This window comes from Algibacter pacificus, assembly GCF_008033385.1.
GTDB classification, from domain to species: Bacteria; Bacteroidota; Bacteroidia; order Flavobacteriales; family Flavobacteriaceae; genus Algibacter; species Algibacter pacificus.
The window spans coordinates 483,105-500,452 of sequence record NZ_VOGY01000001.1; the positions used below are offsets into that span (position 1 = coordinate 483,105).

Below are 17,348 nucleotides of genomic sequence, written 5' to 3' on the forward strand. Positions count from 1 at the left end.
TAAAATATTAATTTGAACCGAAAACTCAAAAGAATAAAACATAAACAAAGCCGTAGTATTTAAAAGAAGGCATAAATAACTAGTTGAAAATTTATTGAAAAACAATTGTAAAATAAGGTAAGGAATGTTAACTTTGTAATATAAGTATTGAAATTTGTAAATGAGTAATATTGAAGATATTGTAGATTCGTTAGAAAACAAAATTAGCAAGGTATTACACAAAATAGAGCTTTTAAAGCAAACTAATTTGAAATTACGTGAAGAATTAGAAGTTTCAAAGCAGGAAGTTTTACACCAAAAAAAGCTAAATGCCGATTGGAAAGAAAATTATGAAGCTCTAAAAATTGCGAACTCAATGCTTGGTGGTGACGATAATAAAAGAGAAACTAAGCTTAAAATAAATGCTTTAATTAGAGAAATTGACCATTGTATTGGGCAACTATCTAAATAAAGCTAACTAAATTCAATGTCGGAAAAGCTTAAAATAAAGCTATCTATTGGTAATAGGGTCTATCCTTTAACTATTGACCCAAGTCAAGAAGAAGGTTTACGTAAAGCTGCAAAAAACATTGAGGTTATGATAAAACAATTTGAGCAAAGTTATTCTGTTCGAGATAAACAAGATGTTTTGGCTATGTGTGCCTTGCAATTTGCATCTCAAGTAGAGCAGAAATCTATAGATAAAACAAATGTAAATGAGCATGTTGAGGATAAACTTAATGCGCTTAACAATTTGCTAAATTCATATATAGTATCTTAATTCGTTCTTTAAAAAAAACTAAAAGTTACTGCCTACATTGGTTATTTTTTTTGATAAACTCAACGTTAATTCTTTAAAAAGGGTGAGTTTAAGTTGTAAAAGCAGGCTGCAATATTAAATTTATTTAATATTTAGCAGATCCTTGATCAGCTTGTTAGCCCTAAACTTGTATTTAAGGAGTTTATACAAAATTTTATGCTGGTGTAGGCTTTTTTTATATATTATAATCAACTAATTTAAAAGATGAATCCAATTATATTTGTAGTAGGTGGTGTTGTTTTAGGGCTTGCAATAGGCTTTGTTATAGCAAAAACGATAGAGAAAAACAATGCGTCTAAACTTATAAAAAACGCTAAAAAGAATGCGGCTTCAATACTCAAACAAGCTAATTTAGAAGGCGAGAGCATTAAAAAAGATAAAATGCTTCAGGCTAAAGAGAAATTTTTAGAACTTAAAGCAGAGCACGAAAAGGTTATTTTAAGTCGTGACAAAAAAATTGGTGAAGCTGAAAAACGTACACGAGATAAAGAATCTCAAGTGTCAAGTGAATTGGCTAAAAATAAAAAATCTAATGATAGTTTAGAGCGTAAAATAAAGGATTACAACCATAAACTTGATGTGCTAGAAACTAAACAAGCAGAGGTGGATAGGTTGCATAGAAGTCAGGTACAACAACTAGAGGTAATTTCAAGCCTTTCGGCAGAAGAAGCTAAGCAGCAATTAGTAGAATCTTTAAAAGGAGAAGCTAAAAACGAAGCTATGGCATTTATTCAAAACGCTTTAGAAGAGGCAAAATTAACAGCCGAACAAGATGCAAAGAAAATTATAATAAACACCATACAACGTATTGGAACAGAGGAAGCCGTTGATAACTGTGTATCTGTATTTAATATAGAATCTGATGATGTTAAAGGACGTATTATTGGTCGTGAAGGTCGAAATATACGCGCTATTGAGGCTGCTACAGGGGTTGAAATAATAGTTGATGATACGCCAGAAGCCATTATTTTATCATGTTTCGATTCTGTTCGTCGGGAAATTGCTCGTTTATCACTTCATAAATTAGTAACAGACGGTAGAATACATCCTGCACGAATTGAAGAGATTGTTAGGAAAACACAAAAACAAATTGAACAGGAAATTATTGAAGTTGGTAAGCGTACAGTTATCGATTTGGGTATACATAATCTACATCCAGAATTAATAAAAATGGTAGGTAGAATGAAGTATCGTTCATCTTATGGACAAAACTTATTGCAACACTCGCGTGAAGTTGCTAAGCTTTGTGGTGTAATGGCTGCAGAATTAGGCTTAAATCCAAAATTAGCAAAACGTGCAGGGTTACTGCATGATATAGGTAAAGTGCCAGATGCCGAAACAGATATGGAAACACCACACGCTATATTAGGTATGCAATGGGCAGAGAAATTTGGTGAAAAAGACGATGTAATAAATGCTATTGGAGCGCACCACGATGAAATAGAAATGAAATCTTTATTAGCACCAATTATTCAGGTTTGTGATGCCATTTCTGGCGCTAGACCAGGTGCGCGTCGTCAAGTTTTAGATAGTTATATTCAACGTTTAAAAGATTTAGAAGAAATTGCTTTTGGTTTTAATGGGGTTAAAAAGGCCTATGCCATTCAGGCAGGTAGAGAATTGCGTGTTATTGTTGAAAGCGAAAAGGTAAGCGATCAAAATGCAGCCGATTTATCGTTTAATATTTCTCAAAAAATTCAAACGGATATGACGTATCCTGGGCAGGTAAAAGTAACTGTAATAAGAGAAACGCGTGCCGTTAATATAGCAAAGTAAATATAAATTTGCAGTAGATATAGAATGCGTAAAAAATTATATTTAATATGCTTTAAAGACTCAAACCTCAATATGGTTTGAGTTTTTTTTTTTAGCTGTTTTTAGTTTTGATCTTTTTGTAGTTTTAAGTTAAGAATGATCCTGATTGATGACATTATAACATTAAAGCCCTAAAGGAGGTTCGGGTATAGGAATAATTATTTAAACCTAAAGCAAAATAGAGCGATTTAAAACAAGTAAATTCAAGAGTATCTGTGTTTTAAAAGTATAAAGTATTAAATTTGTAAATAAACGATTGTAATTTTTACAAGGTTATGTAGTATGTGAATTATTAAGTGTTGATAAATTTGTTACGCAAACACTGCACCATAATTATAATGTGCTTATTTGTAAAAACATAGGAAAACGGGGTTGTATAAAAAATGTAAAATATACAATTATTTCAGGATAGAACAGGATGCGTTTTAGTTTAGAATCTAATAGATTTGGTTGTCTAATTAAGCTAGACTTTAATTTCAATTATTAATTATTTAAATTAGTTTGTCATTTTCATCATAGAGTAATAGTAATATGATGGAAACTTTTTTTTTATAATGTATCTTTAAATCATTTAACAAATAGTATGAAAATCTTTCAATCAAATTTATTATTTTTTGTTGCCTTTCTATGTTTAGGTAATATTTATTCTTGTAAAGAGGAAAAACAAGACGTTCCTTGGATTAACTTAATTCAAAAAAACACTTTAGATGGCTGGACCATTTTAGGTGGAAATGCAACCTATAAAGTAGATAATGGGGTAATCACAGGAACCACAGTTTCTGATACACCAAATACATTTTTAACAACAAACGAAATGTATGATGATTTTATATTTGAAATTGAATATAAAGTTGATTCAACTATGAATTCTGGTATTCAAATAAGAAGTAATAGTTTACCTTATTATAGAGATGGCATGGTGCATGGGTACCAAATAGAAATAGACCCTTCTAAAAGAGCTTGGAGTGGCGGTATTTATGATGAAAAAAGACGTAGATGGCTAAATCCATTAGTAAATAACCCTGAGGCACAAGCGGCTTTTAAGCAAAATGAATGGAATCATTACCGTGTGGAAGCTATTGGAGACACGCTAAAAACATGGATTAATGGAGTTCCTGCTTCTTATTTAATAGATGATAAAACAGCTTCTGGATTTATCGGTTTACAAGTACACTCTATAGGAAATAAAATAGAAAAACTTGGCAAACACGTGATGTGGAAAAACGCTAAGATTTTAACAGAAAACTTATCCAAATACTCAACCAAAACACCACTGAAACCTATTGTAACAAAAAATAATCTAACCTATGATGAAAAAAGATCGGGATGGAAAATGCTTTGGGACGGAAAAACGACCAAAGGTTGGAGAGGCGCTAAATTGGATAAATTTCCTGAGTCTGGTTGGGTTATAGAAAACGGAGAGCTTATTGTTTTGGATACCGGAGGAGAAGAGTCTACGGCAGGAGGAGACATCGTCACGACTCAAGATTATAGTAATTTTGAGTTGCAAGTGGATTTTAAATTAACTCCAGGTGCCAATAGTGGTATTAAATATTATGTAGATACCGAAATTAATAAAGGCCCTGGATCTTCTATAGGCTTAGAGTATCAAATTTTAGACGATGCGCTTCATCCCGATGCTAAAAAGGGGTCGCATGAAGGTAGTAGAACCGTTTGTTCGCTTTACGATTTAATTCAGGCAGACACCAAAAAACCTTTAAAACCTATTGGAGAATGGAATACTGCATATATTAAATCTATTAATAATCATGTTGAGCACTGGATTAACGATGTGAAAGTTTTAGAATATGAGCGCGGAAGTGATGAGTTTTTAAAATTAGTTTCAGAAAGCAAATATGAAAAATGGCCAAATTTTGGATTGCTAAGTAAAGGGCAGATTTTATTGCAAGATCATGGCGATCGAGTAGCGTTTAGAAATATAAAAATTAAAGTTCCAAAAGCAAAATCAAGTAAAAATGGAAAATAATCGTAGAGATTTTATAAAAAAAACGGCCGTAGCTGCTTTAGGTGTTAGTTTAACAGGTAAGGTTAATGCCATGTCTGCAAGTAGTTATAATAATATAATTGGAGCTAACGATCGTATCAATGTTGCTATTGCAGGATTAGGACGTAGGCTACAAGCTTTTAAGCAACCTATAGGTTTAAAAGAAAGTAATGTGAAATTACTCTACCTGTGTGATGTTATGGAAAGCCAACGCCTAAAAGCATTAGATGGTTTTGGTAAGTATATAGATTATAAGCCTACTTTAGAAAATGACATAAGAAACGTATTGGACGATAAAAATGTCGATGTTCTTATAAATGCCACGCCAGACCATTGGCATACACCTGGTTCTATAATGGCAATGAAGGCAGGAAAGCATGTATATGTTGAGAAACCATGTAGCCATAATATGTATGAAAATGAACAATTGGTTAAAGCTGCTAAACATTATAATAAAGTGGTTCAAATGGGTAACCAACAACGTTCCTCGGGGCATACCATTGAAATTATTAAAGAAATTCACAATGGTATTATAGGTAAGCCATATAAAGCCGTTGCTTTTTATAATAATGCGCGTGGACAGGTGCCTTTGCAAAAAAGTGCTCCTGTTCCTGATGGATTAGACTGGGATTTATGGCAAGGCCCAGCGCCAAGACGAGATTATACTTCAGAAACATGGAATTACAATTGGCATTGGTATGGCTGGAACTATGGAACAGCAGAAGCAGGAAATAATGCTACACACGAGTTAGATGTTGCACGCTGGGCGCTGCAAGTCGATTTTCCGCAGCACGTATATGTCGAGGCCGAAAAACGACAGTTTTTAGATGACGGTTGGGAGATGTATGATGATATGGAGGCAACATTTAAATTTTCAGAAAATAAAACCATTAAGTGGGATGGTAAATCTAGAAACAGTTATAGTACCTATGGCGGTGGTCGCGGAACTATTATTTATGGTACCGAAGGCTCTGTTTTTGTAGATAGAGGTAAATACATGCTTTATGATCGAAGAGGTAAGTTAATTAAAGAATATAATTCAGCATCAAAAGAAGCAGGAACTGCGCTTGGCGGTGGAGGAGATACCTCTACAAAACATGTTCAAAACCTTTTTGATACCATTAGAGGGAAGTCAAAATTAACAGCACCTATTGATGATGCAAGTAAAAGTATGGCTATGGTGCATTATGCAAACATTGCTTATAGAATTAATGCGGGTTATGATATTGATGATAAAACCGGTATGATGTTTAATAGGGAGGCCATGAAGCTGTGGTCTAGAACTTATGAACCAGGTTGGGAACCAACTATTTAATAGATAAGTAAAATGTTAAAAATCTCAAATACCAATTGGTGTTTGAGATTTTTTTTGAATATTGATGAAATTTTTCTAAAAAAATTAACTAAATTTTACACTTTATCTCAGGACACTGCAGGATAGCTTCCTACAAGGAAAACTTTAATTTTAATGATTATAAATTTAGCATAAAAAACAACTCAACTAAGACAAATAATTAAGTAATCCATATATGTTTAAAAATAGTATTTTATTAGTTTTATTAAGTGTAGTTGGTAATTTAAATATAAGCCATGCACAACAACAGCAAAGCGATAACGAAAAACCGAATATCATCTTCATTTTAACAGATGATCAACGTTTTGACGCTATTGGTTATGCTGGAAATAAATTTGTTGAAACTCCTCAAATGGATGATTTAGCAAAATCGGGAACTTACTTTAACAAAGCTATAGTTACAACACCCATTTGCGCGGCAAGTAGGGCTAGTCTTTGGACAGGATTGCATGAACGTGCTCACAATTATAACTTTCAAACAGGAAATATCCGTGAAGATTATATGGCAGATTCGTACCCTGTTGTATTAAAAAAGAATGGTTATCATACCGGATTTTATGGGAAATTTGGAGTTAGGTATAATAACTTAGAAGAACAATTCGACGAGTTTGAATCATACGACAGAAATAATAGGTATAAAGACCGAAGAGGGTATTACTATAAAACCATAGATAATGATACGGTACATTTAACGCGGTATACTGGGCAACAAGCCATTGATTTTATAGATAAAAACGCTACAAAAAAAGAACCTTTTTGTTTATCTTTAAGTTTCAGTGCACCACATGCACACGATGGTGCGCCTGATCAGTATTTTTGGCAAGAAGAAACCGATAAATTATTGGAAAACACAACCATTCCGGGACCAGATTTAGCAGACGATAAATACTTTGATGCGCTACCAAAAATGGTTAGAGAAGGGTTTAACTGGTTACGATGGACTTGGCGTTACGATACACCCGAAAAGTACCAACATAGCTTAAAAGGCTACTACCGTATGATTGCGGGAGTCGATTTAGAAATAGCAAAAATTCGTAAAAAATTACAAGAAAAGGGAATCGATAAGAATACGGTAATTATAGTTATGGGAGATAATGGGTACTTCTTGGGCGAACGTAAATTAGCTGGAAAATGGCTCATGTATGATAACTCTGTTCGTGTACCATTAATTGTTTTCGATCCTAGAATTAACAAGCATCAAGATGTTGATGATATGGTGCTTAATATTGATGTACCACAAACCATTGCTGATTTGGCTGGCGTAAAAGCGCCCAATACATGGCAAGGAAAAAGTTTATTACCTCTTGTAAAACAAGAAACTAATACTATTAATAGAGACACTGTTTTAATAGAACATATTTGGAATTTTAGTGAAATTCCACCAAGTGAAGGCGTAAGAACAGAAGAATGGAAATACTTTAGATATGTCAATGATAAATCTGTTGAAGAACTTTATAACTTAAAGAAAGACCCTAAAGAAACTAAAAATCTAATAGGAAAGAAAAAATATAAAGCTGTAGCTGATAAACTAAGAAATAAGCTTGACCAACTTATTAAAAAAAATAGTAACGCTTTTAGAGCAGCACCAACAGATTTAACGGTTGAATTAATTAGACAGCCAGATAGTAATGTTGAAATTTATGATTTAAAACCAGAATTTGGTTGGACTGTTCCTTTGGGATCTAAATTTCAAGGAGCCTATCAAATTTTAGTCGCTGCAAATGAAAAGGATATTAATAACAACAACGGCACAATTTGGGATAGTGGAGAAGTACGTTCGTTAAAATCTACAAATGTTGAATATAAAGGAACCCCGCTTCAGGTTGGAAAAACGTACTATTGGAAAGTAAGAATTTGGGATGAAGAAAATAGACTAGTCGATTATTCTGAGGCGCAAAAGTTTACAACAGGAAAAAGTGATAGCTATATCATTTCAACCGAAAACAAGTTTCAAACCGATGCCATAAAACCTGTAAAGTTTGAAAAACGCGGTAATTTCTATTTTATGGATTTTGGTAAAGCAGCGTTTGCTACCATGAATTTTACCTATAAAGCCAAAACACCGCATACCCTTACCGTTAGGGTGGGAGAAATGGTAAACAACGAAGGTAATGTGAATAGAACACCTCCTGCTAAGAGTAATATTAGATATCAAGAGATAAAAGTAGATGTTAAGCCAGGACAAACAGAATATCAAATTCAAGTTCAAACAGACGAAAGAAATACAAGACCAAATAAGGCCATTCCATTACCTGATGGTTTTCCACCACTTGTGCCATTTAGATATGCAGAAATTGAAGGTGCCCAAGAAGCTATTTCGGCTAGTAATGTAGAACAATTAGCCTATCATACGTTTTGGGATGAGCAATCTAGTAGTTTTAAAAGTAACGATAATATCTTAAATCAAGTTTGGGATTTATGTAAATACTCCATAAAAGCAACCACATTTAACGGACTATATGTGGATGGAGATAGAGAGCGTATACCTTATGAAGCAGATGCTTATTTAAATCAATTAAGCCATTATACCACAGATCGAGAATATGCTATGGCTAGACGTACCATTGAGTATTTTATGAAAAATCCAACATGGCCTACCGAATGGCAGCAACATGTTCCATTATTGATTTATGCCGATTATATGTACACTGGTAATACCGAATTAATAGAGAGATACTATGAAGAATTAAAACATAAATCTTTATATGAATTATCTAATGAAGATGGTTTAATTACATCTACCAAAGTAGACGCTGCTTTTATGAAAAAACTAGGTTTTCCTGACGGCTACAAAAAACCATTAACAGACATTGTTGATTGGCCTGGCGCTAATTTTAATAGAAGTAAAACCAAAGGAGAACGCGACGGCTTCGTCTTTAAACCATATAGTACCGTTATCAACTCATTCTTCTATGAGAACATGAAGATTATGGCGAAATTTGCTAAACTTCTTGGAAAAACTCAAGAAGAACTAGATTTCGAATATAGAGCAGCAAAAGCAAAAAAAGCGGTAAACGAACAAATGTTTGATGCCGAACGCGGTATATATGTAGATGGTATTGGTACAGATCACGCTTCTTTGCACGCTAATATGATGCCTTTGGCCTTTGGTATAGTACCAGAAGAACATTTTGAATCTGTTGTAAATTACGTGAAATCTCGTGGAATGGCATGTAGTGTATATGGTGCACAGTTTTTAATGGATGGGTTATATAATGCCGGCGAGGCAGATTATGCCTTAGATTTACTAACTGATACCTCGGATAGAAGTTGGTATAACATGATAAAAATAGGGTCTACCATTACTTTAGAAGCTTGGGATAACAAGTATAAAAATAATTTAGATTGGAATCACGCTTGGGGCGCAGTACCTGCAAATGTTATTCCACGTGGATTATGGGGTATAAAACCAAAAACAGCGGGGTTTGCAGTGGCTACTATAAAACCGCAAATGAGTAAATTAAAATCCAGTGCCATAGAAGTTCCAACTGTAAGAGGAACCATTAAAGGAAATTATAAATATAATGGCACAAGGTTACAAACTTATGAAATTGAAATTCCAGGAAACATGGTTGCCGAATTTTCTTTAAATGATTTAGATGGAAAGGATTTAATTCATAACGGCAAAAAAGTACCGGCTGCTTTCGATAGTATTCGTTTAGACCCAGGGAAGCATACTATTCAACTTAAGATTAATTCATTTTAATATATAAACCTTAACTTATAATGAAATCATATTTTTTACTTCTTGTTATAGTAACAGCATCTTTATTTTCGTGCAAAAAATATAAAGAAGTAAAAATTGATGGTGAATTAAAAAAATGGCATAGAACAACTTTAAGTTTTGAAGGTCCTCAAACAAGCGAGTTGGCGGAAGAAAACCCTTTTTTAAACTACCGTTTAGATGTGACCTTTAAAAATGGTAAAAACACATACATTATTCCTGGTTTTTTTGCAGCCGATGGCAATACAGCAGAAACTAGCAGTAGTACAGGTAATATATGGCAAGTGCGATTTACACCTGATAACATAGGGAATTGGAGCTATTCGGTTTCCTTTAAAAAAGGTGATAATATCGCTGTAGCGGAAGATATATCTCTAGCGTCAAGTGCAGGGTTTATGGATGGGCAATCTGGAACTTTTACCATTTTAGAATCAGATAAAACAGGAAAAGATAACCGGGCAAAAGGACGATTACAGTATGTTGGCGAATCCTACTTAAAATTTGCCGAAACAGGTAAATATTTTATAAAATTAGGGGTCGATGCACCAGAAAATTTATTAGCATATTCAGATATAGATGAATCAACCAACGCACTCGGTTTTCAAAAAAAATGGGAGCCTCATGCTAAGGATTTTGATGAAAGTGCAGCACCATTTACATGGAAAAATTCCAAGGGTAAAAATCTTTTAGGAGCTATTAATTACTTGGCTTCAGAAGAATTAAACGTTTTTTCATTTTTAACTTTTAATGTTGATGGAGACGATAGAAATGTGTTTCCGTATGTATTAAAAGTACCAATTAAAGATTATGAAGCGTATGCTAGTGTTAAGAAAAATAAGGAAGCTTGGGAAACCATGTTTCATAAAACCAGGTTTGATGTTTCAAAACTAGACCAATGGGAACGAATTTTCGAATATGCTGAAACAAAAGGTATGTTTCTTCATTTTAAAACGCATGAAACAGAAACTGACCATTTAATGGATCAAGGTGTTTTTGGTATAGAAGGTAAATTGTATTATCGTGAGTTAATAGCGCGTTTTGGACATCATCTTTCCATGAATTGGAATTTAGGCGAGGAAAATAATCAGCCTATAGTAGAAGTTAAAAAAGTAGCAAAATATGTACATAATTTAGATCCTTATAAAAATCATTTAGTTATTCATACATTTCCAGATAAAGATGAGAGATATCAGGATTTTATAGGAGATCAAACTCCGCTAACTGGAGCTTCTTTACAATTAAGCCATCCAGAATTTAACGATGTACACCCTAGAGTTTTAAAATGGCGAAAAAAATCTAATGATACTGGTAAAAAATGGGCTTTAGCGGTCGATGAACCGGGAAAAGCCAACATTGCATTGTTACCCGATAATGAAGATCCCGAACATACGTATGCAAGAGGAAGAGCCATGTGGGGAACCCTTTTGGCTGGAGGATATGGCGTAGAATGGTATTTTGGCTATGCTAGCCCTAACTCCGATTTAACTTGTCAAGATTTTAGGAGTCGTGATCTGTTTTGGGATCAAAACAAACATGCTTTACACTTCTTTAACAAGTATATTGCATTTTGGGATATGGAACCTCGAGACGATTTAATAACTTCTAATCAGGTGGCGTATTGTTTCGCTAAAGAAAATGAAACATATGTTGTTTATAGTGAGATAAACAACGATATGGTAAAACTGAATTTAGGTAAGTCTGAAAGTATATTTGAAATAAAATGGTTCGATCCTAGAAATGGAGGCAATTTACAAGACGGTTCTGTTAAAACCATAAAAGCTAATGGGGTTGTAACTTTAGGTACTCCACCTTCTAATTTAGATAAAGATTGGGTGGTCCTTTTAAAGTTAATAAAATAAATAAAAATCTATTAAGCTTTTATATAATGATAAATAATAGCGTTAGTTGGGGTATTTTAGGCTGTGGCGATGTTGCAGAAGTAAAAAGTGGCCCTGCATTTTATAAAGTTGATAACTCTAATTTAGTTGGAGTTATGCGCAGAAATAAAGATAAGGTTGTAGATTTTGCTAAAAGACATCATGTTAGTAATTGGACTACCAATGCTACCGACTTAATCGAAAACCCAGCTATAGATGCCTTATATATAGCAACGCCTCCTTCATCTCATTTAGAATATGCCCTTCAAAGCATAAAAGCAGGTAAAAATGTATATCTTGAAAAGCCTATGGTGCTTAATAGTCGCGAAGCAGATATCCTTGTAAATGCACTTGAAAACAGCAAAGTTAAAGTAACGGTTGCCCATTATCGACGTGAATTGCCTGTGTTTTTAAAAGTGAAGAATTTATTAGATTCTAATATAATTGGTAAGGTAACTTCAGCTAAAATTGTTATAAAACAAACAGATAAAGCCAGTTTAATTGCTAAGTCTGATGAAAATTGGAGAACGAACCCTGAAATTTCGGGAGGGGGATATTTTCATGATATCGCACCACATCAAATCGATTTAATGTGTTATTATTTTGGCGAAGTGATCGAGATAACTAAAGATGACCTTAAAGAAAATTTAGATTCTAATCAAGAAGTAAATGGCAGTCTACTTTTTAAAAATGGTGTAAAATTTTCTGGTTCATGGAACTTTAATGCTTCTGAAGAAATAGATAATTGCACCATTCATGGTGAAAAAGGAACAATCTCTTTTTCTTTTTATGGAGATGAAATTGTTTTAAATAGTAATGGCGAAGAAAAGCGATTTCTCTTTACAAACCCAAAACATGTTCAGCAACCCATGATAGAGAAAACAGTCAATTATTTTTTGGGAAAGAGCCAAAATCCTTGTACAGTTAATGAAGCTGCTATTGTAACTCGAATTATGGATTTGTTTTGTGGACTAGATTAACTAAAATGAAAATAATGTTTAGTAAAAATATACAAATTGGGGTATGGTTAACGTATGCGATACTATCTGGATTGCATGCCCAAAACCCTATTGTACCAAACCAAGGGCTAAACGATCCCCATATTCATATTTTTAATGATACGGCTTATGTTTATGCTTCTCATGATAAATCTATATCAAATGATAAATTTATTATGGAAGATTGGTGGATTTGGTCTTCACCAGATTTAGTAAATTGGACTAAACGAAGCGTACTTAAACCAAAAGACACTTATATTAATAAAGTTTTTTCTCAATGTTGGGCAACCGATGCAGCTTATAAAAACGGTAAATATTACTTTTATTTTTCCGAAGGTAACGAACAAACCGGTGTAGTAGTAGCAGACACCCCAGTTGGACCATGGAAAGACGTATTGAAAAAACCGTTGTTAACATCTGGATTAACGCCAACTCACGAATACGATATGGCTGTTTTTCAAGATAACGGAGCCCATTATATTATTTTTGGAGTTTGGAATTATTATATAGCTAAACTCAATGAGGATATGATAAGTTTGGCAGAGGAGCCACGAAAAATAGAGATTAATAATCCTAGAGGTCCTTATAATCCCGATGGTAAAAATAAAAACATGCCTACCGACGATAAACCCTTTATGCATAAATACAACGGTAAATATTATTTGTCTTGGGGTAGTTTTTACGCTATGTCTGATAATATATACGGGCCTTATAATTATAAAGATACAGTAATAAAAGAGCATAGTTTTGCCAAAGGTTATCAATCACCAACATGGCCTAACGGCTTTTTACAAGGGAGGCATGGGTCTTTTTTTGAGTGGCATAATCAATGGTATTATATTTACTGTGATATTAGCCAAACAGGAAATCGTTATTTTAGGGATAGCTTTATAAGTTATGTACATTATAAAGAGAATGGTGAAATGGCCACCGTTAGGGTAGATGGTGTTGGCGTCGGAAATTATAATGCTGATGCAAGTATAGAAGCCGAAGATTATTTTAAAGCAGATGGATTAAATAAAATAGAGCTTAGTAGAGGTGGCTTTGGAATTCAACCATTAGAGGAGTCTAGTTATGTTATTTTTCCTAACGTTAAAAACTTAAAAGATAAACCTATTTTAGAATTAGAGGTACTTGCCAAGGCATCAACAACTATAGAAATAAGGGAGGAAAATCCTACGGGAAATATATTGTTTATATGCGAAATTCCTAAAAACACTATTCACAGTTTTCAAAAAAGGGTTTTCAGTACTAAAAATTTAAAAGATAATCAATCTATTTGCTTTGTCTTTAAAGGTATTAAAAACAATTCTTTTATCTTAAATAGATTTACATTCAAAAACCAAATTCATACAAATATTTAAAAAGTAATGCACAAAATCATTTTTTTATCGGTATTCTTAATTTTTACATTTTGCAATGCTCAGGAGTCGAACTCGAAAGATTATAAGGACGCCTCGTTATCTATAGACGAACGAGTTGAAGCCTTATTACCAAAATTATCACTAGAAGAAAAGGTAGCGCAAATGCGTATCTTTCATGCTAATATAGGAGTGAAACATGATGAAAAAGGAAGGTTAAAACTTTCCGAAAAGGTTATTAAAAAATTAAAACTTGGTATCGCTGGAATTAAAAACCCTGCCGAACATGTGGATGCAGTAACCGCTGCTAAATTAAATAACGAACTTCAAAAATACATTATAGAGCACAACCGTTGGGGAATTCCAGCGCTTTTTGTAACAGAGTCTTATAACGGTGTCGATGCAGAAGGGTGTACCAAATTTGGGAGACCTATAGCATCAGCAGCTTCATTTAACCCAGAATTGGTTCAAAAACAATGGGATATTGTAGGTAGAGAAGCTCGATTAAGAGGGATGCATATGTGCCATTCGCCAGAGGCCGATTTGGTTCGCGATCCACGTTTCGGACGTATGTCTGAGGCTTTCGGTGAAGATACTTACCTTACCACTCAAATGGTAACCAGTGCTGTAAAAGGTGTTCAAGGTAATTACGAAGGTTTAGGAAACGGTACACATATTGGAGCCGTTGCCAAACACTTTGCAGGTTATGGTCAAGTACTAGGTGGTTCAAATTTTGCAGCTATCGAAATTTCTCCTAGAACACTTATAGACGAGGTTTATCCTCCGTTTGAAGCCGCCGTAAAAGATGCTAAAACTTTAGGTATTATGGCTTCTCATGGCGATTTAAATGGTATTGCTAGTCATGGTAATCCAGAATTATTAACTGGTGTATTAAGAGACCAATGGGGCTTTAATGGCTATGTTGTTTCAGATTCTAATGATATTGCACGTTTATTTTATTTTATGAATGTTGCCGAATCTCCCGAAGCAGCAGCTCAAATGGGGTTAGAGGCTGGAATAGATATCGATTTATATGCCGAAGATTCTTATGCTTATCTTCCTGAAATGGTGAAGAAAAATCCTGAACTTGAAAAATTAATAGACCGTTCTGTAAGACGTGTATTAAGAACCAAATTCATTTTAGGTTTATTTGATAATCCTTATATAGATATTAAAGAAACTAAAAAAGGTGTGCGTTCTAAATCGTCTTTAGAATTAGCTAAAACATCGGATTTAGAATCTATAATTCTTCTTAAAAACGAAAAGAACACTTTGCCGTTAAATAAAAATAAAGGCCTAAAAATTGCGCTGTTAGGGCCTTTAGTGAAAGATAATACAAAAGCATTGTTCGAGTCCGTTACAGGAAATGCTATAACGTATGTAGCAGAAAAAGGTTTTCATTTAACAGATGAAAAAGGTGGAGCTCCGAAATTATTAGAAAGAGACGAAAACGCAATTGATAAATTGGTAAATACCGCCAAAAGTGCCGATATAAACATATTATTTTTAGGCGGTGATGAATTTACTTCTAAGGAAGCCTTTTTTACCCATGCTTTGGGAGATAGAGCAACAATTGATCCGGTAGGCCCACAAGACGAACTAATTGAAAAAATTAAAGCTCTTGGTAAACCTGTAATAGTGGTTTTAAAACACCGTAGAACCTTATCTATAAATACAATAGCAGAACAAGCCGATGCTATTTTGGATACTTGGGATTTAAGTGAATTTGGCGACCAATCTACCGCTAAAATTATTTTTGGAGAAGTATCTCCTTCAGGAAAATTACCAGTTACCGTGCCAAGATCTATTGGGCAAATACCGTTTCATTACAGTATGAAAGAGATTAATTATAAAAAAGGATACTTGTTCTTGGAAGATGGTCCAATTTATCCTTTTGGATATGGTTTAAGTTATGCTAATTTTGAGTACTCAGATATTAAAATATCCAATTCAGAAATTACACCAAATTCGGAAATTGAAGTTAGTGTAAAAGTTACTAATACTGGTTCTGTAAAAGCTAAAGAAGTCGTTCAAATGTATATTAAGGATGAAATAGGTTCGGTAACCAGACCAGATAAAGAACTTAAAGGTTTTGAAAAGATAGAATTAAATCCAGGCGAAAGCAAAACAGTTACTTTTAAAATCACTCCAAAAATGCTTGAATTTACAGGTCTTAAAATGAAAAAAGTATTAGAGCCAGGAGATTATACCGTGAAAGTAGGAACCTCTTCTCAAGAGTATTTAGAAACAACATTCAAACTAAAAAAATAGACAAATGAACAAATCCGTATTACACCTTTTAGTGCTTTTAACACTTTTTAGCTGTTCTGTTTCACAAAAAACAGTAGCTCAACAAGCTTTAGATAATTCTAAAATTAAAGCTTCTATGATTAAAGCATTAGAATGGCAAGAAGCACACCCAATTTTTGCAATTGCCCCAACCGATTGGACTGAAGGTGCCTATTATACAGGTGTCGCAAGAGCTCATAAGGCAACAAAAGATATGATGTATATGGCGGCCTTAAAAAATCAAGGATACTGGAATAATTGGCAAACTTTCGACCGTTTGCATCATGCCGATGACGTGGCTATTTCATACAGTTATTTGTATATTGATATGGTTGGAGGACGAAAGAATTTTGTAGATCTAGAACCAACAAAAAAATTCTTAGATGCGCATTTGTATGAAGATGATAACTGGAAAGCAGGAACAGATAAAAGTAAATACGGTCGTACAATTTTATGGTGGTGGTGCGATGCCCTGTTTATGGCACCGCCTGTCCTTAATTTATATGCAAAACACACCAACCAACCAAAGTATTTAGATGAGATGCATAAATTTTATATGCAAACTTATAATCAATTATACGATAAAGAAGAACGATTGTTTGCAAGAGATATGCGTTTTGTTTGGACCGGTTCCGATAAAGACGAAAAAGAACCAAATGGTAAAAAAATATTTTGGTCTCGTGGAAATGGTTGGGTCATTTCTGGTTTAGCATTAATTTTAGACGATATGCCACAAGACTATAAACACCGCCCATTTTATGAAAAGCTATTTAAAGATATGGCCGATAGAATTTTAGAACTTCAACCAGAAGACGGGCTATGGAGAACAAGTTTATTATGTCCAGAAACCTACAACTACGGAGAGGTTAGTGGCAGCGGGTTTTACACCTTTGCACTTGCTTGGGGAATTAATAATGGCTTAATCGACAAGAAACATACTCCAGCTGTAAAAAAAGCTTGGCATGCATTAGCTAAATGCCAGCATGATGATGGTCGCGTAGGTTGGGTGCAAAATATAGGAGCATTTCCAGAACCAGCTACAGCAGATAGTTGGCAAAATTTTGGTACCGGAGCCTTTTTAATGGCCGGTAGTGAGGTTTTAAAATTAAAATAAAAATATTATGGG

Annotated in this window: 11 protein-coding genes and 1 other RNA gene; all 12 read left to right on the top strand. The window is 33.9% G+C overall.

Annotation, left to right across the window (positions count from 1 at the left end):
* Positions 1–160 precede the first annotated feature (160 nt).
* The 12 genes from FQU21_RS02500 to FQU21_RS02555 all read left to right on the top strand — a co-directional run bounded on the left by FQU21_RS02500 (position 161) and on the right by FQU21_RS02555 (position 17,336).
* Entirely contained in the window at positions 161–451 is a 291-nt protein-coding gene (locus tag FQU21_RS02500) for a hypothetical protein (protein WP_147676448.1), read from the top strand.
* Positions 452–466: 15 nt separating this feature from the next.
* Positions 467–760 (top strand): cell division protein ZapA, encoded by a 294-nt coding sequence (locus FQU21_RS02505; RefSeq protein ID WP_147676449.1) that lies wholly within the window; start codon positions 467–469, stop codon positions 758–760.
* Between the two features lie 57 nt (positions 761–817).
* Positions 818–943: non-coding RNA, 6S RNA (gene ssrS / locus FQU21_RS02510), on the top strand.
* 60 nt (positions 944–1,003) lie between these two features.
* Entirely contained in the window at positions 1,004–2,575 is a 1,572-nt protein-coding gene (gene rny / locus FQU21_RS02515) for a ribonuclease Y (protein ID WP_147676450.1), read from the top strand.
* A gap of 622 nt (positions 2,576–3,197) precedes the next feature.
* Positions 3,198–4,601: a 3-keto-disaccharide hydrolase gene (locus FQU21_RS02520; RefSeq protein ID WP_147676451.1), complete on the top strand. Its 1,404-nt coding sequence runs from the start codon at positions 3,198–3,200 to the stop codon at positions 4,599–4,601.
* Positions 4,591–5,934, top strand: a complete 1,344-nt coding sequence (locus FQU21_RS02525; protein ID WP_147676452.1) for a Gfo/Idh/MocA family protein — start codon at positions 4,591–4,593, stop codon at positions 5,932–5,934. Before FQU21_RS02520 ends, FQU21_RS02525 begins: the two co-directional genes overlap by 11 nt.
* A gap of 214 nt (positions 5,935–6,148) precedes the next feature.
* A complete protein-coding gene (locus FQU21_RS02530; protein WP_147676453.1) occupies positions 6,149–9,679 on the top strand; it encodes a sulfatase-like hydrolase/transferase in 3,531 nt (1,176 codons plus the stop codon).
* A gap of 20 nt (positions 9,680–9,699) precedes the next feature.
* A complete protein-coding gene (locus tag FQU21_RS02535) occupies positions 9,700–11,556 on the top strand; it encodes a DUF5060 domain-containing protein (protein WP_147676454.1) in 1,857 nt (618 codons plus the stop codon).
* A 26-nt stretch (positions 11,557–11,582) separates the two neighbouring features.
* Positions 11,583–12,554 (top strand): Gfo/Idh/MocA family protein, encoded by a 972-nt coding sequence (locus tag FQU21_RS02540; protein WP_147676455.1) that lies wholly within the window; start codon positions 11,583–11,585, stop codon positions 12,552–12,554.
* 14 nt (positions 12,555–12,568) lie between these two features.
* Positions 12,569–13,936, top strand: a complete 1,368-nt coding sequence (locus FQU21_RS02545) for a family 43 glycosylhydrolase (RefSeq protein ID WP_147676456.1) — start codon at positions 12,569–12,571, stop codon at positions 13,934–13,936.
* A 6-nt stretch (positions 13,937–13,942) separates the two neighbouring features.
* Positions 13,943–16,204, top strand: coding sequence for a glycoside hydrolase family 3 N-terminal domain-containing protein (locus tag FQU21_RS02550; RefSeq protein ID WP_147676457.1), 2,262 nt, complete (start codon positions 13,943–13,945; stop codon positions 16,202–16,204).
* Positions 16,205–16,208: 4 nt separating this feature from the next.
* Positions 16,209–17,336: a glycoside hydrolase family 88/105 protein gene (locus FQU21_RS02555; RefSeq protein ID WP_147676458.1), complete on the top strand. Its 1,128-nt coding sequence runs from the start codon at positions 16,209–16,211 to the stop codon at positions 17,334–17,336.
* Positions 17,337–17,348 lie beyond the last annotated feature (12 nt).

Excerpts from the sequence above, each read along its gene's own strand:
- FQU21_RS02505 (WP_147676449.1), top strand. The coding sequence starts at position 467 with ATGTCGGAAAAGCTTAAAATAAAGCTATCTATTGGTAATAGGGTCTAT.
- FQU21_RS02525 (WP_147676452.1), top strand. The coding sequence starts at position 4,591 with ATGGAAAATAATCGTAGAGATTTTATAAAAAAAACGGCCGTAGCTGCT.
- FQU21_RS02555 (WP_147676458.1), top strand. The coding sequence starts at position 16,209 with ATGAACAAATCCGTATTACACCTTTTAGTGCTTTTAACACTTTTTAGC.
- FQU21_RS02540 (WP_147676455.1), top strand. The coding sequence starts at position 11,583 with ATGATAAATAATAGCGTTAGTTGGGGTATTTTAGGCTGTGGCGATGTT.
- rny (WP_147676450.1), top strand. The coding sequence starts at position 1,004 with ATGAATCCAATTATATTTGTAGTAGGTGGTGTTGTTTTAGGGCTTGCA.
- FQU21_RS02500 (WP_147676448.1), top strand. The coding sequence starts at position 161 with ATGAGTAATATTGAAGATATTGTAGATTCGTTAGAAAACAAAATTAGC.
- FQU21_RS02530 (WP_147676453.1), top strand. The coding sequence starts at position 6,149 with ATGTTTAAAAATAGTATTTTATTAGTTTTATTAAGTGTAGTTGGTAAT.
- FQU21_RS02545 (WP_147676456.1), top strand. The coding sequence starts at position 12,569 with ATGTTTAGTAAAAATATACAAATTGGGGTATGGTTAACGTATGCGATA.
- FQU21_RS02520 (WP_147676451.1), top strand. The coding sequence starts at position 3,198 with ATGAAAATCTTTCAATCAAATTTATTATTTTTTGTTGCCTTTCTATGT.
- FQU21_RS02550 (WP_147676457.1), top strand. The coding sequence starts at position 13,943 with ATGCACAAAATCATTTTTTTATCGGTATTCTTAATTTTTACATTTTGC.
- FQU21_RS02535 (WP_147676454.1), top strand. The coding sequence starts at position 9,700 with ATGAAATCATATTTTTTACTTCTTGTTATAGTAACAGCATCTTTATTT.